The following is a 22,919-nucleotide window of genomic DNA, read 5'->3' as shown; positions in this document are numbered from 1 at the left end:
GGCCGTCCAGAGCGCCGTCGAGGTTAATTGAGCGCTTGCCGCAAGCGCAGATTGCGCGGCGACGCCGTTCCGAGATCGAAAGGCCGCGAGGGCGGCAGCGGCGCGCTCTTGGCCATGGCCTGCGCCTTGGCCGAGATAGGCGTCGGAATGGTGGAGACCGGCTCCTTCTCGACCGCGCGAGCCTCGGTCCGGCGCGGGCTCTCTGCCTCGCGCGCTTCCGCGCGAGCCACGCTCTGCATTTCCGCCCGTGACGCGCTCTCCTCCTCGCGCGACTCGGCGCGGGCGGCGGAAGCGCGTTCGGCCTGCTGCGCCTCCTCGGAGCGCTCGAGCCGCGCGACGCGGCTCGGCGTCTCGCGCAGATTGGTGGCCACCATGATCGGCGCGCCGCCCGGCAGCGTCGCAGGACGACCGTCCTCGCGCAGCGTCGCCAGCAGCTTGATGTCGTCGGAGCCTTCGAGCGCGGCGCGGCCGACGAAATCGACCTTCACCCGCGCCGTGCCGACGCGATAGAAATCCAGCGCCTGGGCGACGCGTTGCGAGACATCCATCACGCGGCCGCCGTGATAGGGGCCGCGATCATTGACGCGCACGATCATCGAGCGGTGATTGCGCAGATTGGTCACGCGCGCATAGCTCGGCAGCGGCATGGTCGGATGCGCGGCGCTGATCGAGGCGCTGTCGAACACCTCGCCATTGGCCGTCTTGCGTCCGTGAAAATCCGATCCGTACCAGGAGGCGAGACCCGTGGCCGTATAGGCTCTCTCGCTCGGGTAATAGGTCTTGCCGGCGATCTGATAGGGCTTGCCCACCATATAGTAGCCGCCGCCGCGCGGCACCTCTTCGCCCTCGGCGACGACGCGCGGGCTCGGCGCGACGCCATAGCGCGGGTCGATCTGCGAGCGCGCGATCTTGTTGTGCATGGCCGGCGGGGCGGACGAGCAGCCCGCGAGCGCGCAAAGGCCGAGAAGCGCGAAGGAGTAGCGAAGTTCCGGCAGTCTCGATCTCGATCTCATGTCAGGCGCGCATTCGCTCGAAATGGGGGACGGTTCGCTTCGCTCGCGCGGACGTCGAGGAGCCGCGCATGCGGGAGCCCCGAAAACCACGCTGCTTCGGCGCGACCGCACGCCTCAATGTCTCGCGCCCGAATTACTCGAGAGTTAACGCGCCTCGCGCGCTCTCTCCCGCATCCTCGAGCTTCGCCATGAGAAGGGGCGATTGCGACCAAATTGCGACGAGAGCTTCGCCGCTCGCCACACATTCGCCCAGCGCGCCCGTGCGCCGAAATCGTCAGATGCGCCAATATCTTCACGATTATTCGCGCGTTCACCATGTTTCGCGATCCGGCCGTGCGAGATCGACGATGCGCGTCTCCACGCGCTCGGCGCCGCGAAACACATTGGCGCCCAGCCGCGCGGCGACATGCAGCACACGCCCGCGGCCGTCCAGCAGCGCGTCGCCGACCGGCGTTCCCACGGCGCGGAAGGCGATGGCGTCGAGCCTCGTTCCATCGCCGGATTGAATCCGCGCCCGCACATGGGCGGAGCCGACCACTCCTGCATCGACGATGCGCTGATCCGGCAGGACGAAGAGCGGTTCTGGATTGCCGGCGCCGAAAGGTCCGGCCCGCTCGAGCGCGCGGATGAATTCGACGCTCGCGCCGCGCGCCGTCAGCGCGCCGTCGACGAGCAGCGCATCGGCGTCGCGGGCGCGCTCGACGTCCTCCTCCAGCGCGTCGTTCATGAAGGCGCGGAAGGCGTCGATTCGTTCGCTCGCGACCGTGACGCCGGCCGCCATCGCATGGCCGCCGCCCTTTTGCAGCAAGCCCTGCTCGACAGCCATCCGCACCGTGCGGCCGAGATCGACGCCACTCGAGCCTCTACCTGAGCCTGAGCAAATTTCCCCTGTCTTCGCAATGACAAAAGCTGGAATCTTGAACTTGTCCTTTAACCGTGAGGCGACGATTCCGACAATGCCCGGATGCCATCCCTCGCCCGCGACCACGAGGCAGGAGAGGCGATTGGAGCGCATGAGCTGGCGGTCCGCCTCGGCCTCCGCCTCCTCCAGAGTGGCCTTTTCCAGCGCCTGCCTTTCGATGTTCAGCCGGTCGAGCTCGGCGGCGATGCGAGCCGCCTCGACGGGATCGCGCAAGGTCAGCAGACGCGCGCCGAGCGCTGCGTCGCCGATGCGGCCGCCGGCGTTTATGCGCGGCCCCAGCACGAAGCCGAGGTGATAGGCGCGCGGCGGCCCGTCCACGCGCGCTGCGTCCAGCAGCGCGGAAAGGCCGATGCGGGCGCGGCCGCGCATGACCGCGAGGCCTTTCACCACAAAGGCGCGGTTGAGGCCATGCAGCCGCGCGACATCGGCGATCGTCGCTAGCGCCACGAGATCGAGCCCGGCGAGAAGATCGGGCTGCGGCCGCGCGTCGGTCCAATATCCGCGCCGGCGCAGCTCGCGGGCCAGCGCCGCCAGAGCGAGAAAAGCGACGCCGGCCGCGCAGAGATGGCCGAGGCCGGAGAGATCGTCCGCCCGATTGGGATTGACGACGATGGCGTCCGGCAGGACCTCGGGCGCCTGATGATGATCGATGACGATGACGTCGAGACCCGACGCGCGGGCCGAGGCGAGGGCGGTGTGGCTGGTCGTGCCGCAGTCGAGCGTCACCAGAAGGTTCGCCCCCCTCGCCCGTAGATCGGCGATCGCTTCGAAGTTGGGGCCGTAGCCTTCCAGAATGCGGTCGGGAATGTGCAGGAAGGGTCGCGGGCAGCCGGCCGCCTCCAGAAACTCGGCGAAGAGGGCCGAAGAGGCCGCGCCGTCGACGTCATAGTCGCCGAACAGGGCGATCTGCTCGCCCGCCTCGATGGCGCGGGCGAGCCGCTCGACCGCCGCATCCATTTCCTGCAGGACGAGCGGATCGGGCATTAGTTCGCGCAATGTGGGCGCGAGAAAGGTCGCCGCTGTCTCCTGGGTGATCCCCCGCCCGGCCAGCACGCGGGAGAGAAGATCGCCATGGCCGTGGAGTTGCGCGATGGCGCTCGCCTGGGCCTCCTCCTGCGGCCGCAGCCGCGCGCGCCAGACGCGCTCCGAAACGGAGCGCTCGACGCCGAGGAAGGGCGGCCGGTCGCTTCCGGCGATTTTGTCCAGCATCGAGACTCGGGAGACGAGAGGGAATCGTCTGCCGAGAATCGCCGCGGCCATGCGGCCGGTCAATGAGACAAGGCGCGCCGCGTCCGCCGATCCCCCGAAAATACGCCGAGTCCCTCTCCTCGCCATTCGGCGATCGGCCGGGATGTCCCGAGCGGAGGTCGTCCGATGAAAAGACCGCCGCCGCCGATGACCGCCACGCGCCACGCCGCTTCCGCCATTTCGGATTCGCCATGCCGGATTCGCGCTCCTCGGCGTCAGGGCGCGTCGCCCGCGACGGGCGGGCGCCATCGCTGCGGCTCGGGGCCGCGCAAGGTTCTGAAGAGGCTCGACAGGATGAGCAGCAGCAGCAGGCCGCCGGAGAGGCCCGCGGGAAGCGCCCAATCGCGATTGAGCTCGAACCAGCTCGACGGCCGGATCGGCGGCGCGGGAGGAGAGACGGCCCGCTCCCGCTGCAGCGCGACGAAAGTCTCGTAGATCGGCCGGACGGCGAATTTCGGCGGCGGCGGCGGCGGGACGTAGGCGACCAGCGTTTCCCCGCCGCGCTCGTCGGTCGCGAGCTTCGTCGAGACGAGCTCGGCGCGGGTCAGCCAGCGTATGCTCTCGGGCGGGGCGGTCATCATCAGATCGACGACCTCCTTGGTCTCGCCCATTTCCGCGAGATAGCGGCGCACGCGCCGATAGGTCTCGGGCGTCGGCTTCGAGCGGCCGATGTGGCGCACGAAACTCTTCTCGCCGACGAAGACTTTTTCTTTCGAGACCACGCGGCCGCCCTTGGTGAGCGTGCGGATACGGTAATAGCGCATCGTCTGGGTGACCGTCGTCTCCGGCACGACGATATCATGAAGTCCGACGAGCGCGGTCGGCCCGACGTAGCGCTGCGTTCCGGCGGCGAGGATCAGCGTGCAGGCGGAGGCGCAGCTCGCCTGGAGGCTGCGCGCGAACCCCCTGGCGTGCGGCGGCTCGAGCTTTTTGATTTTTCCGCGCGCCGGCTCCGCGGCCGCCGGCGCGGCTTCGGCGAGGAATTCCGTGCGCGCGACTGCGACCTGGAATCCTTTCTGGCGCAAGAGCCGGCCGATCGCTATAGCGGAATCGACATCGCCGCCGCCCGAATGAATGAGGATCGGCGGCTTGCGCGGCTCGGCGGCGTCGATCGCCGCGCGGAACAGCGCCGGCGACTGCTTCTCGATCCGCCCTTCCGCGGCGATCCATTCTTCACAATTCGGCTCGCAGCCCGGATAGGCGCCGCGCACGATGGTCACACGCATCGGCGGTCCGTCCGGGCGCGGAGCGGAGGCGGCCTCGCGGGTGGGCGCGGCGGCCGCCGGCGCGCAGAGCGCGAGCGCGGAGATCAAAATCCATGAACGGCTGAAATACATAGGCGAGGAAACCTTTCGAGCGCGACGGCCCGTCGTTACCGCTCGCGGCGGGCGAGCCGGAAATGTCCCGGCTCGTCTGTATCGCGCGCCCGCGCGAACCATGACGCGAAAAATGCGCCGTCCCCCCGGATTTCGCAAGACGCCCGGAAGTCGCTCCCAGACCACGGCCCGGATCGCTACGATCCCCGAATGATGGATACGATTCGCTTGACGGCCGGCTCTCTCGACGTCGCCGAAATCTCATTGTTCGGCGCCGAGCTCCGCTCCTGGCGCGCGGGCGGCGTCGAGGCGATCTGGACGCCGCAGCCCTCCGTTTGGCCACAGACCGCGCCGCTGCTCTTTCCGGTGGTCGGCTGGACACGGGACGGGCGCGCGCGGGTCGACGGCGAGACGTTCCCGCTCGGCCTGCATGGCTTCGCGCGGAGAAAGCGCTTCGCCCTTCTCGAGCGGAGCGAGGACGAGGCGCGCCTCGTCCTCGAGGAGGACGAGGACACGCGTTCTCTCTATCCTTTCGCCTTTCGCCTCGAGGCGCATTTCGCGCTGCGGCCGGGCGAGTTGCGCGTCTCCCTCGCCGCCTCCAATCGGGACGCGCGGCCCCTGCCCTACGCCTGCGGGCTGCATCCGGGCTTCAGCTGGCCGCTCGACGGCTCCCCCTTCCCGCACGCCATCCGTTTCGATCGGGAGGAAAACCGCGAGGTCCCGGTCATCGCGCCGGGCGGGCTGTTCTCGGACCGACGTCGCGCGATTCCGCTCGCCGGAAAGAGGCTGCCGCTCTCGGCGGCGCTCCTCGAGCAAGAGGCTCTGTGCTTCCTCCACGCGGCGAGCCGGCGTCTCCTTTACGACAATGGCGACGGGCTCGCGCTCGCCGTCGAGCTCGATGATTTTCCCCATATCGCGCTCTGGGCGCGGCCTCCGGCCCCTTTCCTCTGCATAGAGGCCTGGACCGGCCATGGCGACCCGGAAGATTTTTCCGGCGATCTCTATGAGAAGCCGTCCATGCGGATCCTCGCGCCGGGCGAGCGCGCGGCCCATGCCGCTACATTCCGCTTGGAGAGGCGGCGGGCGAGCGAATAGGAATAATCCTTGCTTCCTCACACTCTATCGGCTAGCGCGGATTATTCGCGCGTAAAGGACGGGTCCGACATGAAATTCGCCGCCAATGTCATCGAAGCGATCGGCAATACTCCGCTCATCGAATTGAAGGCGGCGTCCAAGGCCACGGGCTGCCGCATTCTTGGCAAGGCCGAATTCATGAATCCGGGCGGCTCGGTGAAGGACCGCGCCGCGCTCTCCATCGTCCAGGCCGCCATAGCGGAGGGCTCGCTGAAGCCGGGCGGAACCATCGTCGAGGGCACGGCCGGCAATACCGGCATCGGCCTCGCGCTGGTCGCCAATGCGCTCGGCTTCCGCACCGTCATCGTGATTCCGCAGACGCAGAGCCAGGAGAAGAAGGACACGCTGCGCCTTCAAGGCGCGCAGCTGGTCGAGGTGCCGGCGGTCCCTTATGCCAATCCCAATAATTATGTGAAGCTCTCCGGCCGCCTCGCCGAGCGGCTGGCCAAAGAGACGCTAGAGGGGGCGATCTGGGCCAATCAATTCGACAATGTGGCCAATCGCGACGCCCATATTCGCGGCACCGGGCCGGAGATTTTCGCGCAGACCGAGGGCGAGATCGACGGTTTCGTCTGCGCGGTGGGCACGGGCGGCACGCTCGCGGGCATCGGCATTGCGCTGAAGGAGCGCAAGCCCTCCGTGAAAATCGCCATCGCCGATCCGCTCGGCGCGGCGCTCTATTCCTATTACACGACCGGCGACCTGAAGGCCTCGGGCTCCTCCATCACCGAGGGCATCGGCCAAGGCCGCATCACCGCCAATCTCGAGGGCGCGCCGATCGATCTCGCCTATCAGATCCCGGACACGGAGGCCCTGCCCATTCTCTTCGACCTCGCCGAGAATGAAGGCCTGCTGCTCGGCGGTTCCTCGGGCGTCAATGTGGCGGGCGCGATCCGCCTCGCCAAGGAGCTCGGCCCCGGCCATACGATCGTGACAATCCTCGCCGATCTCGGCACGCGCTACGCCTCGAAGCTCTACAATCTCGACTTTTTGCGCGGGCAGAATCTGCCGACGCCGGCTTGGCTCGAGCGGACGGGGACGATCGATCCGGGGTTTGCGTGAGGCGTCTCGCCGCTTACGACCGCTGAGCCTCGAGGCTCGCCGCTATGCGCTCGGCCGTCTCGACGTCCTCCGGCCGGTTGACGTTGAAGAACGGATCATAGGGCGCATCGCTCCACTCGACTTGCGTGTTGGCGTAGCGCTCGATGAAGCCCGAGACTTTGCGCAAATCCTCCTTCACCAGCGCATGGCGCAGTTCCTCGCGCAGCGCGACAGGCCATAGTGCGACGGCGTGATGCGCGCGGTCGCCGGATGCGGCCACGGCGATCTCCGCCTTCGCCTCGGCGCGCGCGCTGGCGAGACGCTGGGCGAGATCGAGCGGAACAAAAGGCGTGTCCGCCGGAACGCTCAGCATGAGCGGAATGTCCGGGAAATTGGCGGCGACATGATCGAGGCCGGCGAGCACGCCGGCGAGCGGCCCCGCAAAACCCTCCACCTCATCCGGCACGATCGGCAGATGGAAGGCGGCGTAGCGCGCCGGATCGCCATTGGCGTTGAGCGCGAGGCGCACGCATTGCGGCGCAAGCCGGCGCAAGACATGCTCGAGGATGGGCGCGCCGCCGACCTCGATCAACGGCTTGGCGACGCCGCCCATGCGCCGCGCCTGGCCGCCGGCCAGAATGAGTCCGAAACAGCGTGTCATCTTCCCCTCGCCCGGCGGTCCGCCTCAGAACCTATACCATAGGGCGCCGAGCAATCCGCGCTCGGCGGAATCATTGACGCCGCGAAGTGAGGCGCGAATGCCGAGCTGCATCGCGACCTCGCGGGTGAGGTCGTAAACCGCGCTCACTTGAGCCTTTTGCGAGGACATGAAGGGCGCGGAGCCATTCCAAGGAGAGAAGGAGAAAAAGCTCTGCGCCAGCAGCAGCACGCCGTCGAACGGCCGCAGGCCGAACGTCATCTCGCCGCGTATCTCATCGCCGCTCTGGCCGAGAGAGCGATAGCCGAGTTGCATGTCGCTGAAACCGGAAAGACCGAAAATCTCGATTGGCCAGCCCAATTGCAGACGCACATCCTCCTGCAATCGCCGCTTCATGTCGAGATAGGTCTGCGCGGCGGGCGTCGCGGCGCGCAGGCTTCCTTGCACGGAGAGAATGGTCGCGCCCCATTCGAGCAGCCGCAGGCGGGCGCCGATCCAGCCGGCGCCGAGCCCCTCGTAGCGCGCGCCGCCGCCGAGTCCGGGCGGCAGATAGAGCGGCGCGCCGGCGATCGCTTCCGCCTTCAGATATTGCAATTGCTCGAGCTGGCGCTGCTCATTGGCGCCGCGAAAGCGCATATAGCTCGACTCTGCGACGAATGTGATCTCGTCGATGAGACCATATTCGACATAGGCCTGCGTCTCGAATTTGGCATAGGAGGGCGCGGCGACGAGCTTGCCGCGCGAGTCATAGGCCTTATGGGCGTCGGCGAAGCTGGTCGAGAGGATGACGATCCCCTCGCCCGGCTTTTGCAGAAACGCGCCGGCGCGGCACGCAGTCGATTGTAGAAACGACAGCGCCGCGACACAGGAGCAGATACGCGCCCATGAACTCATGAAGAAAAACGCCGCATCGAGGCCCGAGCGCAAGCTGCCGATCGAGCTACGAAACGCTAAAATGAAATCAATTTGTCCACAAGCGTCCGCGCCGCGGACGCCGATTCATGGTGAAAAGATACGCTTCAGGCGGAGAAGCTCGTTCCGCGCCAAGTGACGCTCTCGAGCTTCAAATCGCCTTTGGGTTGGAAGGCGTCGGGACGCAGGCTGAGCTCGCCGTCGATCATTTCCAGGCCGAGCAGCCCATAGGCGGCGGACAGCATGCGCGCGGCGGCGCCCGTGTACCAGCTCCAGCCGCCGCGGCCCTCATAGCCCTCGCCCTCATAGACGTCGGCCGGCTGCTGATGCGGCGCGAGGCCGTAGATATCGGCCTGCTCCGGCGTCGTGAGGCGCGACAGCGGCGAGATGGCGAACCAGGCGTCCCACGCGCGCGCGAACAGCGCGTCGGATTGCGCGTGATCGCCGCCGGCGGCGGCCTCCAGCGCGAGGCGCGTCAGCGCGTCGATCAGCCAGGAGACGCCATGCGAATATTGGCCGCCATTCTCGCGTACGCCCGGCGGATATTCGGCGCTGCGGCCGGGATAGGGACGCGAGTTCTCATCGAAGAACGGCGTCACCAGCAATATGCGATCCGGCCGCGCGAGCGCCGCCAACGCATTATCGAGAGTCTCCTTGCCGCGCGCGAAATCCACCGCGCCGGAGAGGATCGGCCAGGAGGCGGTCATGGCGCTCATCGGCGCGACTTCGCTTCCATCATCCGCATAGGCGCGCAGGAAACGATCGCCGCGCCAGCAGGAATCGAGCGCGGCGCGTAGCGCCTCGGCGCGCTCGCGATAGCGAGCCGCGCGTTCGACGTCGCCGCGCGTCTCGAACAAAGGCCCGATATCGACGAGAATTCCATGCAGGAAGAAGCCGACCCAGACGCTCTCGCCGCGTCCCTGCGCGCCGAGCAGATTGAGCCCGTCGTCCCAGTCGCCCGTCCCCATCAACGGCAGGCCATGAGCGCCGAAGCGATCCAGCGAATAGTCGATCGCCCGCGCGCAATGGCCGAGCAACGTGTCCTTGTCGCGCGAGGTCAGCGGCACGCTGGCGTTTCCTTCCCGATCGGGCGGCGTCGGCTCCGCCTCGAGGAAGGGCTCGATCGCGTCGAGAATGGCGTCGTCGCCCGTTCCCTTCACATAGCGGATCGTCAGATAGGGCAGCCATAGATGCGGGTCGGAGGCGTGGGTGCGGTCGGCGATGCCGCAGCCGCCGTCCGGCGCGTCATGCCACCATTTCACCGCATCGCCCTCGATGAACTGATGAGCGGCGTGCTTCAAAATCTGCGCGCGGGCGAGCTCCGGCGCGAGATGAATCAGCGGCAGCACGTCTTGCAGTTGATCGCGATAGCCGGTGGCGCCCGAGCGCTGCGCCGGGCCGGAGCGGCCCCAGAGCCGCGAGACGAGCAGCTGATAGGGAAGCCAGTCGTTCACCAGCCGGTCGAACTCCGGCCGATTGGTCTTCACCCGCAACACGCCGAGGCGCTGCTCCCAATCGCGCTTGGTCTCTTCCAACGCGCGCGCGGCATAGGCCGGGTCGCTGGCAAGGGCGGCGAGAATCTTGGAGCTTTCGAGCGTCGGCGTCTGCCCCATGGCGACGACGACGAGAGATTCGCCATGCGCAGGAACGTCGAGCGCGCCGGAGAAACTCGCGACCTTGCGCTGATGCTCCGGCGCGCCGGCGTCGGGATGGCCGTGCTCGACCATATAGGGAAGCGCCGGGTCGCGGCTCTCATGACCGAGGAAGCGCCGCCGCGAGGTCTCAGCGAATTCCGCCGGGACGGATGTCGAGACGAAGGCCCAGCCCTGGACGAAATTATTGTCAGGATTGCGAAAGTAGAGCGCGCGCTCATTCTCGCCAGCGACCGCCTCGACGCGGCCGAGGCTTTCGTTCGGCGTCTCGGCAAGGACAATCTCCATCGCCGGCGTGATCTGCAACAGACGCTCGTGATCGCGCCGGTTGATGATGCGCAGCAGCTTGATTTCCACCGGCAGGTCCGGCGGGACGAAGACGGTCAGCTCGAGCTCGAGATCGTCGCGGCTCGAGCGATAGATCGCATAGCCGAGGCCGTACTCGACCTCATGCTCGGCGTCGCGTCGGCGCAGCGGCGCGAAGGTCGCCGAATGCGCGTCCTGACGGGCGAGGTCATAGACATAGATGGCCTGGCCCGCCGGCGTCATGCGGCCCTCGCCCATGCGGAAGGGCGTCAGGCTGTTGAGCCGCGAATTGCCGTGGAAGGAATAAATATCGCCATGATTGCCGAGCACGGCGCCCTGCCCGACCGCATTGGCGATCACATGGGCGTAGAGGCGCGGCGTGTCGGGACGCAGCGTCAGGCTGCGGCCGTCCTCGGACAAGGCGTAGCGATGCTCGGCCGGCGCCGGCGGATGCAGCAGCGCGCGCTTGCGCGCCAGCGCCGCCTCCACGCTCGCGAAATCGAAGTCGCGGGAGAGATGCTTGGCGATCGTGCGCGTCGCGGCGCCAATGTCGCGCGCCCAGCCGTCGACGATGACGATCTCCGCCGCGCCGCCGGCCGCAATATCTAGCTCAGCGCGCAGGCTGGCGATCGGCTCGAAGCCGAACAGCAGGCCTTCGTCGGACGGATCGCGCGGCTTGTCGCCATCTCGGAGGCTGTCCGGCGCGCCCGCGGCGCCGAGGCCGTAGAACCGCGCCTTCACATCCTCATAGCCGATGAGGCGAAGCCGCGTTCCCTCGCCGGCGCCGATCGCATGAAAGCCGACCTCCGGCGAAAGGCGACGATCGACGTCGCGCCGCGCGCCGCCCTTCAGCAGCCGGTTCTGCGCGATGATCGCATTCAGCCCGCCGACGAACCATGTGCCGATGTGAATGGCGTTATAGGCGGCGTCGCGCTGCTCGACGCCGGTCTCGTTCAGCACCCATTCGCGCAGCGTCGCGAGGGTGAGCTTGCGCGGTCGCTGCTCGAGATCGACGAGGCGCAGGCGCGTGATCTCCACGGCCTCGTCGGGCGCGAGCGAAATCTTCGCCTCTATGGCGAAGCCGCCCTGCTCCATCAGCACGTAGAGGAAAGTGCAGCCCTCGCTCTCCAGCGACACTTTCTCGCAGCGCGCGCAGGTCGGCGCGGAGCCGAGCGACCAGAGATCGCGGCCCTCCTCGCGGAAGAACAGAAAGCGTCCGCGCGGATGCGCGTGATCGTCGGGCCTGCGGGTGAGATCGATCGGCGGGCCGCCGCGCGCGACGCCCTCGACGCGCATCGCGCCCTGCCCATCCTCGAACCATTGGCTGGTGACGAGACCATTGGTCAGCTCGAAGGGCTTGGAGCCGGGCGCGCCGCCGGCGCCGGTGATTCCTTCCAGCGGCAGCTTGCCGGCCTTGGCGAGCTGAATCAGCAGGAAGATCACCAGCGCGATGGAGAGCGCGCCCGCATAGGCCATGTAGCCGCCCATGAGATAGGAATAGGATGGCGGCCTCAGATGCGTCATGCGCTCGGCCGCGCTCCAGGCCTGATCCCATTCCGCGCCGCGCGGAATATAGAAAGGCAGCAGCAGCGGCGCCCAGGTCGCGAAGCGGCGCAGGCCTTCCGGTATGGCGCGGCTTTTCTGCGCCTTGCCGATGAAGCGCGCGGCCTTTTCGTCGGCGACATCGCCGCCGACGAAGGAGAGGTTTACCAAGGTCGCGACGCGCAGCCCCATATGGTCGAACCAGATCAGCACGCGGATCGCGTCATAAGCGAGCAGAGCCGTGAAAATATCGAGGCTCCAGGCGCGGAAATCCTGGTCCGGCAGCGCGTGATTCATCCATATGGCGACGCCGGTGCGGATGAGCCCGTCCTGATTGTACCAAGCGGGATCGGGCGAGGCCTTCAGGAAGGAATAGATGACCGGCGCCATCCAGAGGCCCCAACGCAGCACGCGCACTGCGTTCTCGACCAGCATGTCGAGACCCTCCCAGCTGGCGAGCTGGCGCAGAGGAGCGAGGCTGCGGCGCACCAGCGCCGTCAGGAAGAAGAGATTGATCGAGAATAAGGGCGCGGCGAACACCCATTGAATGACGCCCGACAGCGACTCGTCGAAGAACAGCCGCACGCCGCCATCGACGAAGCCGAGATTGGTCGCGCCCCATTTTGAGAACAGCGGGCGGATGACGTAATCGGCGACCGGCCGACCGTCGGCGGCGTAGCTCAGCGAGATATAGGCGAAGAATTTCTTGGTGATCGTCGAAAGCTGATCGGCGTCGAGATACCAGGCCACCGCCCCGCCGACGAGCCCACCCAAGAGCGCGCCGAGCGCATAGACGCGCCAGCTGCGCAAATGCTGGCGGCGTTTCTGCTGCAGAGCATAGAGGTCGAAGCCCATGTCCACGCCGGCATAGGCGAGCAGCCCCGCTCCGGCGCCGAAGAGGAAGCGCGCGCCGCCGTCCTCGTGCGGCAGGCCGAAGAGCAGCGCGAGCCCCACCGCCGCGCCGGCGACGAGGCCGCGCGGGAAATTGGCGATCCGCTCATATTCGTGCCGCAGCCTCGCGTAGAAGGGCGGAGTCGAATCCGTGCTTTCGACGATGGCGCGCAGCAGCGGGAAGGTCGCGGCGCCGATGAGCGCGCCGCCGACCGGCCCGGCAGCGACGAGAAGCCCGAGCGCCGGCGGGAAGCTCACGATCAGCCCGGCGACCAGCAGCAGCGCCATGAAGACGAAGCCATAGACGGCGCCCTTGGCGGCGCCGGTCTTCCAGTCGTTGAGCACGATGACGGGAAGCGAGGGCGTCCCCCGCAGCATTCCAGCCATGGCCTGAGTGACGAGATAGGTTTCGCCCCAAAGACCGGCCTGCGCGGCGGCGGCGAGCAGGGCCGCGACGATGATGGCGACCGGCGCCGGCAGAAAGGCGACATGCGGATGCGCGCCGAGGCTGGCGATCTCCGGCGTGACGGCGGCGATCAGAGCGGCAAGGAACAGCACGCCATGCGGGCGCCATTGCTGCGGCAGATAGCGGCCGAGCGCCAGCGGCGCACCGACGATGACGGCCTCGTTCAACAGGAAAACAATGACCGTCCGCGCTGCGATGACGCGCGCCGTCTGTGGAACGTCGAGGCCGAGGAAGATCAGCCCGCCCAATTCGCCGATGACCCGTGAGCCGAGCGCGACCAGGAGGCTGAACAGGAAGGGGAGAAGGAACAGCGCCGCGCGCAGCGCGAAAGGCGAGCCGGGTAGAATGGAGACGCCGAGCAGATAGAGGCCGACCGCCGAGCCCGCGCCGATCGGCGTCAATGTGAAGAGGCCGGAAAGCGCCTCCGGCGCGCGCCACAGCACGCCTGCCGGATCGCAAAGCAAGGCGAGCGCGCCAATGGCGAGGAGATCAATGGCGAAATCGACGCCCTGGCGGATGCGCCCCTGCGCCGGCCGCAAAAGGAGCAGAGCCGTCGCCGCAAAAAAGCCGGCGACGAGCATATGCTCGCGGCCGCCACCCGCCTCCATGGCCGAGACGAGCGAGCAGATCGCGCCGAATGCGAGCCGCCCAAATCGCACGCCTGCCGTCGGCAGGCCGGCTTCGTGAGGCGCCATAGGGGTCTCCAGCTTGCGCGCGGCCTGCAGCGGGCTGCGGCCTCCTCCTGCGCGCGAATCTGCGGGCGCCCGCTCTCGTCGGCCGGAGATTTGCCGGATGGCGGCGCAAATGTCGACTCTTCCGCAAGCTCGGCCGTCGACCCGGACGCTCCGACTTTCGCGGCCAGAGAGACGCCCGCAAGGAACATCGTCGGAACACAGGCGCCATCTTATAATATTCGCGTCGAATTATCAGTATTATTCCCGATATCCTATTGGCGCGTTCGTAACGACGGCCATGCTTTATCCGCCTTTGCGGTCTAACCAGGACGCGCTCGCCTCCGATAATGGCTCGTTACATGAGAGCGAAGCCCCGGCCGAAGCTTTGCTGTGAGCGGCTCTTTCCGGTCGAAACTCGGTCGCGAGAAGGTATAATGAATGAGATGGCCATGCGGTCTTTCGTGCGAATGAGTGAGATGGACGAATCCAAAAGGGAGGGCCAGCCGGCGACGACGGACGATGCGCCCGCCCCGACGGCGCTGGTGACGGATAGGCGGTCCGAGCGGGGCTCCAGCCAGCGCGCGCTGGCCACGGAGACCAAGGAGACGCGCGTCGCCAATCTGACCGGCGCGATGCGGCGGGCGCGGCTCGCCAACGCCGAGCGCTCGGGCGTTCTAGCGGATCTTCGTGACGCCGAGATCGCGCGGCTCGAGATTTTGCGCGATCATTTGGAGCCCGTCCTCGCCCAGGCGCCGAAGGATTGCGATCTCTTCGACATAGGCGTCTCGCATGGCGATCGTCCGCGGCTCTTCATCGATCATGTCGGCTTCGTCGAAATGGGCCGCGACCGCCGCACCTATCGTTTCCTGCAGGACACGCGCAACGGCCGCGTCACCATAGGCGAAAGCGAAAATATCGCGACGGTGGTGGAGGCGATCACCGAATATATGGCGCATCGGCTGATCGAGCGGGAGAAAGCGCTGGCTTTCGATTTCGCCGGACAGGGCGGCGCCCGCGCCTTCACCGAGGAGGCGGCGAAGAAAAAGCTGCTGGCGGCCCCAAAGGCGAGCCTGCCCGCCCTGCCCCGGCCGGGCGGAATCGGCGAGAAGCTCTATCGCGCCATTCTATTTCTGGCGCAGGGCGCCGGCGCGGCGGCGTTCTTCTTCCTGCTGTGGCGGCTCGGCGTCTACGCCATCCCCTATCTGACGCGTTGAGCCTTCACAGAGCGAGCGCGTCCAACTCCTCGATCGTCTCGCCGTCCGCGCCCAATCCGCGCGAGCGGGAGGAGATGGTGATTTTGTCGCCCTCGCGCTCGATGGAATAAAGATTATAGGCGGCGCGGGGATAATGCGCGCCGGCCTTGGCCGAGGCGGAGGCTGCGCCGATGACGGGCGTCTCCCCATGCGCGCCGGGCAGGCGATGCAGGCTGATCTTGTGATTATGTCCGTGCAGGATCAACTCGGCGCCGTGACGAGCGATGATCGCCTCCAGCTCGGCGGCGTCGTCGAGACCGCGCAAAACCTTGGCGCCGCCGCGATGCGGCGGATGATGCAGCAGCACCACCCGCGCCAGCCCTTCGGCCTTGGTCTTGTCGAGCAGAACCGCCAATTTCTCGCGCTGCTCGGCGCCGAGCCGTCCCGAGGCGACGAAAGGCGCCGTCGGCACAGCCGAATCGAGCCCGATGATCGCCACTCCGCCGCGCCGCCGCAGATAGGGGAAGCCTGTCCCTTCCTCGGATGTCGTCCAAGGCGCGAAGGTCTCGGCGATACGGGACACGGCGGCGGGCACATAAGCGTCGTGATTGCCGGGGGTGAAGCTCACATTCTCCGGGCTGCCGAGGCCCAAGAGCCAGAGCCGCGCCGCCTCTATCTCGGCGTCGAGCCCGATATTGACGATATCGCCGGTCATCGCGACATGATCGGGCTTTTGCGCTTCCATATCCGCGACGAGCCGGCCGAGCAGGCCCATGTCATGCGCCTGCGCCCGCTTATTGATCCAATTGGCGTAGCCGGTGAGCCGCTTGCCGGCGAGCTCGCGCAGGCTCGGCCGCGGGATCGGCCCGATATGGGCGTCGGAGAGATGAGCGAGCAGAAACGCCATTGGCTAGCCTCACGCGCCGCCGATGAGTATGCCGGCTGCGAGCACGATCGCGCCGCCGAGCACGATCTGAAAGACGGCCTGCAGAAAGGGCGTGTCCATATAGCGCGCGCGGATGAAGGCGATCGCCCAGAGCTCGACGAAGACGACCGCGCCGGCGATGGTCGTCGCTATGGCGAAACTGTCGGGAATCGCATCCGGCACGAGATAAGGCAGCGTATGGCCGAGGCCGCCGAGCGTCGTCATCAGTCCGCAGACGCCGCCGCGCAGAAGCGGCGAGCCGCGGCCGGTCAGCGAGCCGTCGTCCGAGAGCGCCTCAGCGAAGCCCATGCTGATGCCGGCTCCGATGGAGGCGGCGAGGCCGACGAGAAACGTCTCCCAATTATTATGGGTGGCGAAGGCGGCGGCGAAGAGCGGCGCCAGAGTCGAGACCGAGCCGTCCATGAGCCCGGCGAGGCCCGGCTGCACATATTGCAGGATGAAGAAGCGCCGATAGGCGAGATCCTCCTCCTTTTTCGCGCCGGGCGTGAGGATTTGCGCGCCGAGGCGCATGGCGAGGGTCTCGTGTCCCTGCTCCGCTGCGGCGAGATCGCCGAGCAGCTTGCGCACGCCGACGTCGGTCGCCCGTTCCGCCGCGCGCTGATAGAAGAGCGCGCTCTCATATTCCATGACCTCCGCTTCCTTGCGGATCGTCTCGAGCGAGAGATTGCGGGTCAGCCAGATCGGCCGGCGGCGCAGAAAGCCCTTCACATCCTCGCGTCGAATGGGCGGCAGATTGGGGCCGAAACGCTTTTGATAGAGGTTGAGCAGCGCGTGGCGATGGGCGGCCTCCTGCTCGGCCATTTCCTCGAAGACCTGGGCGGACGAAGGATAGCGCTCGGAGAGGTCTTCCGCGAAGCTCTGATAGATGCGGCCGTCCTCCTCCTCGGAGGCGATGGCGACGGCGAGAATTTCACGTTCCGTGAGGTCGCAAAAGGATTTCAATCTGGCGCTCCTTGCGCAGGGCGGAACGGCGGCGCTAGTTAGCTCTCGGCGTCGCGCCGGCGACGATTTGGAGCGGTTCTAGAGTGTCGATACATGGAACGCCAGAAATTTGAACCGACGGCCACCGCACAGGCGCCGGGCCGATGAGCGAGTCCGGCTGGCGGACGCTGCTGACGACGCGGCTCGTCGTGCTCGCGGCGACGGTGATACGGCCGATGACGCTCGGCGTTCGCGGCCTTGTCGTCGATGCGGACCGGCGTGTGCTGCTGGTGCGGCACACCTATATCTCCGGCTATTATCTGCCCGGCGGCGGCGTCGAGTCGGGCGAGACGCTCGAGCAGGCGCTCGCCCGCGAGCTGGCCGAGGAAGGCAATATAGAGCTCGAGGCGCCGGCGGAGCTGCGCGGCGTCTATCTCAACCGCCGCATCTCCAAGCGCGACCATGTGGCGTTTTTCGTCGCGCGCGCCTTTCGTCAGACCGCGCCGCGCCCGCCCGACCATGAGATCGCCGAGGCGGGCTTCTTCCCGCTAGACGCCCTGCCCGAAGACGCGACTCCGGCGACGCGGGCGCGCATAGCGGAGGTGTTCGGCGGCGCGGAAGTCTCGCCCTATTGGTGAGGCGTCGGACCGCCGAGTCCGGCGATGCGGACTCGGCTTTGCGCTTGCCTGATTGTCAAAATTTCGTCATTTTAAGAGGAGAATTTTTCCCGTTTCATCGACGCTGCAGCAATAGCGCAGCGACTTTTCAAGAGGTTGCAGAGTGGCGGAGAATCCGATCGCCGGCGCAGCCAGCGCCGCCGCCAATGTGGCGACGAGCCTCACTCCCGGACAAATCCTCGGCGCGCTTCTTCTCGCCGGCCTGCTCGGCGCAGTGGGCCAGGGCGCCCGCGCCATCGTCGGGCTGAAGAAGATGAACGACGAGGCGCTGACCAAACCCGCCGGCCGCGCCGATCTGTTCGTCGCCAGCCGCATCAATGTCAGCCTCGTCGTCGGCTTCATCGCCGGCGTCATCGCGGGCATTTCGATCGGCATAAGCCGCCTGCTCGCCATCAAGCCGGACGATGTGCAGCTCCTCTTGGGGATCGCGGCTTCCGGCTATGCGGGCGTCGATTTCCTCGAGGCGTTCACGCGCAATCTCGGCGGCGCCCCTGCCCCCGGCGGCGGCTCGGTCTCGCCGCCGAAGCTTCCCAGCGGCGGCGGCAAGCCCGGAAAACCGACAGGCAAGCTCAGCCCGCTGCGGCAAAATCAGATCGAGGCCTATGGAGCCGCGCGCCAGCAGGGTCTCGGCGATCTCGCGGCGCGCGCGCTCGTCGCCAATATGACCGGCGAATCCCTCGCAAATCCACGGGACGAGCACTGGGATGTTCACCACAGCTCCCAAGGCATAGTGCAATGGGATCCGAGCCGCGCGGAAGCCATTCGCAAGCAGTTCGGCCGCTATCCGAAAGACATGTCGGTCGCCGAGCAGACGGCTGCGGCCATATGGGAAATTCGTAGCTTCCCGCGCTTCGCCCGGACATGCGGCGCGCTCGAGCACGGCGCCTCCGCCGGCGAGATCATGGACGCGCTGGTGCGCAATTATGAAGTTCCCGCCAAGCCGGACCTCGAAATACGCAAAAGATTGGCTTTCTTCGACGATCTGCCGCCGCTGAGCGGCTACGCGGTCGCCTGAGCGCGCTCCAGCCGAATTTCCGCGTTTTTTATTTGTGAGGTTTGTCATGACGGATAGCAGCCAGCTCTTCGACGTCCTCGGCGCGCTCACGCTCGGCGGCTTGCTCGGAGCGATCGGCCAAGGATTGCGCGTGATCGCGGGCCTGAAGAAGATGAACGACGACTCACAGGCCGCCGACGCCTCGTCGGAGGATTTGTTCAGCGCCGCGCGTCTCGCGACGAGCCTGATGATCGGCTTCGTGGCCGGAGTGGCGACGACGCTCTCGCTCGGCCCCGCCAAGCTGATGAGCGTCGATCCATCAGGATCGGCGCAAATTCTCCTCGGCGTGATCGTCGCCGGCTATGTCGGCTCGGATGTGATCGAGGCGTTCACGCGGAACCTCGCCAGCGTTCCCGCGCCCAAGATCGACGCCTCTCTGTTCGCGCGGACCGGCGCGGTCTCGCTTCCCGCGACGCCGCCGTCCTTGCCGCCGCCCGTCTCGTCGACGCCTTCGCTTCCGGCCGCCCCCGGACGCAGCGTCGCCTTTCGAGGTCCAATGTCGACCTTCGGCGGCCCGCATGATCCGGGCGTTGGACCCAACGAGGGCCTCGCTCTGCTGCAAGAGTCCGATATCCCCGCTTATCCGGGCCTTTTCCTGCCGCAGCAGCCGCCGGGAACGACCGGGCTGGCGCGCCGCCTCGATCCCGACGCTTTCTATATCGCCTGCCGCTGGAATTACGACGACACGCCCAAAGCTCATCTGAGAAAGATCGAGGTCTCGGTCGTCAATCCGAGCACGGGCGCCGCCGAGCGGGCGCAGCCGGTCGATTGGGGGCCCAATGAGAATACCGGCCGCATCGCAGACCTCTCGCCCGGCCTCGCTCACAAGCTCGGCCTGTCGACCAATCAGAATTGCGTCGTCGTCGTTCCGCTTCCCGAAAGCGCGGCTCCAGCCGCGCCGCCGGCGCCCGTGACGCATCTCAAAGTGCTGAAGACCGACGAAATCCGCGAGATTTTCGGACGCTTCGCCTATGAGGAGAGCGCTCCGCGCGGAGCGATAAAAATCACCGACGACTGGGCGAGAGACAATATCGTCACCGTCCAGATCGAAACGCTCGCCCATCTCGTCGCCAAGGGCGAGATCGCCTGCAACAAGGCCATTGCGGAGCCGTTGCGCGCCGCTATTGCGGAGATCGCCGCGCGCGATCTGCTCGACCGAATTCTGAAATGGGACGGCTGCCATGTGCCGCGCCACAAATCCTGGAACCCCACGCGCGATCTGAGCGCGCATAGCTGGGGCCTCGCCTTCGACATCAATGCGCGCTGGAACGCCTATGGAGCCGATCCCGCTCCGAAAGGCTCCGTCGGCAGCGTGGTCGAGCTGGTCGCGATCTTCGAGAGCTTCGGATTCGCCTGGGGCGGATATTTCCGGCCGGACAGCGCGCGCGACGGAATGCATTTCGAGTTTTGCCGCCGCCCGTCGCCGGGCGGACAGATCGTCTGAGCTAACGCGCGAGCCGACTCAGGTCCCGCCAACCATAGGCGACCTGCGGAACGCCGCGCCAGGAGAGCTCGCGGCCGAAACGGCGCGCGCCCATCGCCTCATAGAAATGGCGAGCGGGGAGATTTTCGCGCAGCACCACGAGGCTCGCCCATTTGAGGCCGCTGGCGCGCATCTCTTCCGCCATCAGCCGCAGCAGCCTGCCGCCGAGCCCGAGTCTCAGCACGGAGCGGCGCAGATAGATGGCGCAAATCTCGCCGCCGCGGCCGAGCCGCCCTCTGAGCGCGAGCTCATGCGCGCGCCAATGGGTGAAGCCCGCCGCCTCTCCGGCGGCGTCCGTCGCTAGAGCGACGACATTGCCCTCCGTCTGAAAAACTCCGCGCCAATGATCGAGGCGCTCATCGAGCGTGAGGGCGGCGAATGTCTCCGCCGGCAGCAGGCTCGCATAGGTCTCGCGCCAGCAGGCGAGATTGAGCGCGGCGAGCGTCTTCGCATCCTCGGCCGTCGCAGCGCGTAACGAGAATTCGTCCGCCAAGGCGCGTCACCAGGGCTTGGCAGGCGGCGGATCGATGAGCAGGCCGAGATCGCGCCAGCCATAGGCGACCTCCGGCACGCCGCGCCAGGCGCCTTCGACGCCGATCTTGCGGCCGCCGAGCTTCTCGTAGAATTTCCGCGCCGTGAAATTATGCCGCAGCACCCAGAGGCTCCCCCATTCGATCCCGCGCTCGCGCAGCGCCTGCGCCATGACGCGCATGAGGCTACGGCCGGCGCCGTGGCGCTGCGCCTCCTTCAGTAGATAGATCGCCTGAAACTCGCCGGCATAGCCGCGCTCGCCGAGAATAGCGCTCTGCTGCGCGCCGCTGGCCGCAAAGCCGATGGCGACGTTTTTCCGTAGCGCCAGAAACACGCTCGGCGGCGGCTGTTGCGGCCCGCCGCCGCCCAAGGTCTCCCGCCATTGCGCGAGGCGCGTCTCCAGCGTGTATTCCGCGAGAATTTCCGCCGGCGCCAGAGGCGCATAGGTCTCCGCCCAGCAGGCGACATGGAGGGCCGCGATCGTCTCTGCGTCCGCCGGCGTCGCTGGTCTGATCTCGATCGCATCCATGCGCGTTTTTCAGCAAGACTCGGGCCGGTCGCGGTCTTTGCCGACCGGGCGGCCCATGTTATGCGCGAGCGATGATCGATCTCGTCATCCGCTTCTCGCCGCAGACGCCGGCCGATGCGCCCCAAATCGAAAAGCTCGAGGAGCGAGCTTTCGGTCCTGGCCGCTATGCCCGCACGGCCTATCGGCTGCGCGAGGGCGTCGGGGCCGAGCTCTCCCTCTCCTTCGTCGCTCATGTCGGCACGCTGCTGGTCGGCGCGAATCGCATGACCGCCATTCTCGTGGACGAGGCCCCGGCTCTGCTTCTCGGCCCGCTGACGGTCGAGCCGGCCTTTCGCTCGCAGGGGCTCGGCGAGGCGCTGGTCAAGAAATCATTGGACGCCGCCCGCGACGCCGGTCACGGGCTGGTGCTGCTGGTCGGCGATCTCGACTATTACGCCCGCCTCGGCTTCGCCCGCGTGCCGCATGGCAAGATCGTCATGCCGGGGCCGGTGGACGCCCGCCGCCTGCTCTATTGCGAGCTGCGCGAAGGCGCCTTCGACGCGGCAAATGGCAGGATGCGGCGGCTGTGACCTCTCCGACGAGGCGCCGCGCATGACGGCGCCGCGCCCCCTCCTCGCCCGCTATGAGAAGCTCGTCGCCAGCGGCGCGCTGGAGCGTGATCCCGCGCAGCTCGCCGCGCTCGAGCGGCTGGAAGCGCTGGCGCGCGAGCTGACGCGTCGTCCCGCCGCCCCTTCGCATAGCGGTCTCGCGGCGCGGCTGCGTGGGCTGCTCGGACGGCGCGCGCCCTGCGGCGGTCCGCGCGGACTCTACATTCACGGCCTCGTCGGGCGCGGCAAGACGACGCTGATGGACATCTTCTTCGCCGAGCTTACGCTCGCCGCCAAGCGCCGCGCGCATTTTCATGATTTCATGGCGCAGGTTCACGCGCGCCTGCTCGCCGCGCGCCGCAGCGCCGCGCCCGATCCGCTGGCGCATGTAGCGCAGGAGATCGCGCGCGAGACGCGCGTGCTCTGCTTCGATGAATTCGCCGTGACCGATATCGCCGACGCCACCATTCTCGCGCGTCTGTTCACGCGGCTGCTCGAGGACGGCGTCATCATGGTGGCGACCTCCAATGTCGAGCCGCGCCGGCTCTACGAAGGCGGCCGCAATCGCGATCTCTTCCTGCCCTTCATCGCGCTGATCGAGGACAGGCTCGATCAATTGCGCCTCGATGCGCGCGCCGATTTTCGTCTCGAGAAGACGCCGCTCGGCGAGACCTTCTTCACGCCCGCCGACGCATGCGCCCGCGCGGCGATGGATGCGCTGTTTCATCAGCTGAGCGGCGTCGCCATGGGCGCGCCGAGGATGCTGCGCGTCGCGCGCCGCGACATCGCCGTTCCGCAGGCGGCGGGGCGCGTCGCGCGCTTCTCCTTCGAGGAGCTGTGCGCGCGGCCGACCGGCGCCGCCGATTACATGGCGCTCGCCGAGGCCTTCGACACGATATTCATCGATGCGGTTCCGAAGTTGAATTTCGATCGCCGCAACGAGGCCAAGCGATTCATCACGCTCATCGACATTCTCTATGAGAAGAAAACGCGGCTGATTCTTTCCGCCGAGAGCGAGGCGCAGGATCTCTATCACGCGCCGACGGGACATGAGGCGCAGGAATTCGCGCGCACAGTGTCGCGGCTGATCGAGATGCGCTCGCGCGATTATCTCGCCGCGCCGCATGCCGGCGCCGTGGAATAACCGACTCCCGCGCTCGGGCGGAATCGGATAGGCCTCACATTCGCAGCCGGATTTTTTCGGCGCGGTCGAAAGCGCTTTT

The 22,919-nt window shown here is 67.2% G+C and carries 18 protein-coding genes; 8 read left to right on the top strand and 10 right to left on the bottom strand.

From position 1 onward, the window contains the following. Positions 1-23: 23 nt before the first annotated feature. From GYH34_RS12240 to GYH34_RS12230, 3 genes are all read right to left on the bottom strand, one after another. Positions 24-1,013 carry a septal ring lytic transglycosylase RlpA family protein gene (locus GYH34_RS12240; protein WP_161913818.1) on the bottom strand — a complete coding sequence of 330 codons (990 nt, stop codon included), beginning with the start codon at positions 1,011-1,013 and terminating at the stop codon, positions 24-26. A 310-nt stretch (positions 1,014-1,323) separates the two neighbouring features. Further along, entirely contained in the window at positions 1,324-3,144 is a 1,821-nt protein-coding gene (gene recJ / locus GYH34_RS12235) for a single-stranded-DNA-specific exonuclease RecJ (RefSeq protein WP_174242403.1), read from the bottom strand. A gap of 254 nt (positions 3,145-3,398) precedes the next feature. Beyond that, positions 3,399-4,520, bottom strand: a complete 1,122-nt coding sequence (locus GYH34_RS12230) for a hypothetical protein (protein ID WP_161913817.1) — start codon at positions 4,518-4,520, stop codon at positions 3,399-3,401. Positions 4,521-4,709: 189 nt separating this feature from the next. On the opposite strand from GYH34_RS12230, the gene GYH34_RS12225 reads away from it, so the two are divergent. Then, positions 4,710-5,594, top strand: a complete 885-nt coding sequence (locus tag GYH34_RS12225) for an aldose 1-epimerase family protein (RefSeq protein ID WP_161913816.1) — start codon at positions 4,710-4,712, stop codon at positions 5,592-5,594. 69 nt (positions 5,595-5,663) lie between these two features. After that, the gene (locus GYH34_RS12220; protein ID WP_161913815.1) at positions 5,664-6,695 is read left to right on the top strand and encodes a cysteine synthase A; all 1,032 of its coding nucleotides are present in this window, start codon (positions 5,664-5,666) and stop codon (positions 6,693-6,695) included. A 13-nt stretch (positions 6,696-6,708) separates the two neighbouring features. Here GYH34_RS12220 and mobA read toward each other — a convergent pair whose 3' ends face one another. The 3 genes from mobA to GYH34_RS12205 all read right to left on the bottom strand — a co-directional run bounded on the left by mobA (position 6,709) and on the right by GYH34_RS12205 (position 13,796). Next, on the bottom strand, positions 6,709-7,335 hold the full coding sequence (gene mobA / locus GYH34_RS12215) for a molybdenum cofactor guanylyltransferase MobA (RefSeq protein WP_161913814.1): 627 nt from the start codon (positions 7,333-7,335) through the stop codon (positions 6,709-6,711). A 24-nt stretch (positions 7,336-7,359) separates the two neighbouring features. Then, a complete protein-coding gene (locus tag GYH34_RS12210; RefSeq protein ID WP_244635078.1) occupies positions 7,360-8,226 on the bottom strand; it encodes a hypothetical protein in 867 nt (288 codons plus the stop codon). A gap of 125 nt (positions 8,227-8,351) precedes the next feature. Then, positions 8,352-13,796 carry a glycosyl transferase family 36 gene (locus GYH34_RS12205; RefSeq protein WP_161913812.1) on the bottom strand — a complete coding sequence of 1,815 codons (5,445 nt, stop codon included), beginning with the start codon at positions 13,794-13,796 and terminating at the stop codon, positions 8,352-8,354. Between the two features lie 455 nt (positions 13,797-14,251). Between GYH34_RS12205 and GYH34_RS12200 the strand changes: the two genes are divergently transcribed. Further along, the gene (locus GYH34_RS12200) at positions 14,252-14,989 is read left to right on the top strand and encodes a hypothetical protein (RefSeq protein ID WP_244635077.1); all 738 of its coding nucleotides are present in this window, start codon (positions 14,252-14,254) and stop codon (positions 14,987-14,989) included. Between the two features lie 4 nt (positions 14,990-14,993). Here GYH34_RS12200 and GYH34_RS12195 read toward each other — a convergent pair whose 3' ends face one another. After that, positions 14,994-15,875 (bottom strand): metallophosphoesterase, encoded by an 882-nt coding sequence (locus tag GYH34_RS12195; protein ID WP_161913810.1) that lies wholly within the window; start codon positions 15,873-15,875, stop codon positions 14,994-14,996. A 9-nt stretch (positions 15,876-15,884) separates the two neighbouring features. Then, positions 15,885-16,856 (bottom strand): iron exporter MbfA, encoded by a 972-nt coding sequence (gene mbfA / locus GYH34_RS12190; RefSeq protein WP_161913809.1) that lies wholly within the window; start codon positions 16,854-16,856, stop codon positions 15,885-15,887. Between the two features lie 143 nt (positions 16,857-16,999). Between mbfA and GYH34_RS12185 the strand changes: the two genes are divergently transcribed. From GYH34_RS12185 to GYH34_RS12175, 3 genes are all read left to right on the top strand, one after another. Continuing rightward, positions 17,000-17,473 carry an NUDIX domain-containing protein gene (locus tag GYH34_RS12185; RefSeq protein WP_161913808.1) on the top strand — a complete coding sequence of 158 codons (474 nt, stop codon included), beginning with the start codon at positions 17,000-17,002 and terminating at the stop codon, positions 17,471-17,473. Positions 17,474-17,615: 142 nt separating this feature from the next. Further along, a complete protein-coding gene (locus GYH34_RS12180; protein ID WP_161913807.1) occupies positions 17,616-18,527 on the top strand; it encodes a phage tail tip lysozyme in 912 nt (303 codons plus the stop codon). A 46-nt stretch (positions 18,528-18,573) separates the two neighbouring features. Continuing rightward, entirely contained in the window at positions 18,574-20,010 is a 1,437-nt protein-coding gene (locus GYH34_RS12175) for a M15 family metallopeptidase (RefSeq protein WP_161913806.1), read from the top strand. A 1-nt stretch (position 20,011) separates the two neighbouring features. On the opposite strand, the gene GYH34_RS12170 is transcribed toward GYH34_RS12175, so the two are convergent. Together GYH34_RS12170 and GYH34_RS12165 are read right to left on the bottom strand one after the other, a co-directional pair. After that, a complete protein-coding gene (locus GYH34_RS12170) occupies positions 20,012-20,542 on the bottom strand; it encodes a GNAT family N-acetyltransferase (protein WP_161913805.1) in 531 nt (176 codons plus the stop codon). A 6-nt stretch (positions 20,543-20,548) separates the two neighbouring features. Beyond that, entirely contained in the window at positions 20,549-21,109 is a 561-nt protein-coding gene (locus tag GYH34_RS12165) for a GNAT family N-acetyltransferase (RefSeq protein ID WP_161913804.1), read from the bottom strand. A 71-nt stretch (positions 21,110-21,180) separates the two neighbouring features. Between GYH34_RS12165 and GYH34_RS12160 the strand changes: the two genes are divergently transcribed. Beyond that, positions 21,181-21,678 carry an N-acetyltransferase gene (locus GYH34_RS12160; protein WP_161913803.1) on the top strand — a complete coding sequence of 166 codons (498 nt, stop codon included), beginning with the start codon at positions 21,181-21,183 and terminating at the stop codon, positions 21,676-21,678. A 22-nt stretch (positions 21,679-21,700) separates the two neighbouring features. Beyond that, a complete protein-coding gene (zapE, locus tag GYH34_RS12155) occupies positions 21,701-22,840 on the top strand; it encodes a cell division protein ZapE (RefSeq protein WP_161913802.1) in 1,140 nt (379 codons plus the stop codon). Positions 22,841-22,919: the final 79 nt, after the last annotated feature.

Source organism: Methylosinus sp. C49 (assembly GCF_009936375.1).
Classification (GTDB): domain Bacteria; phylum Pseudomonadota; class Alphaproteobacteria; order Rhizobiales; family Beijerinckiaceae; genus Methylosinus.
Note: the sequence above shows the minus strand (reverse complement) of the source record. Positions and strands in the feature narration are given on the sequence as shown.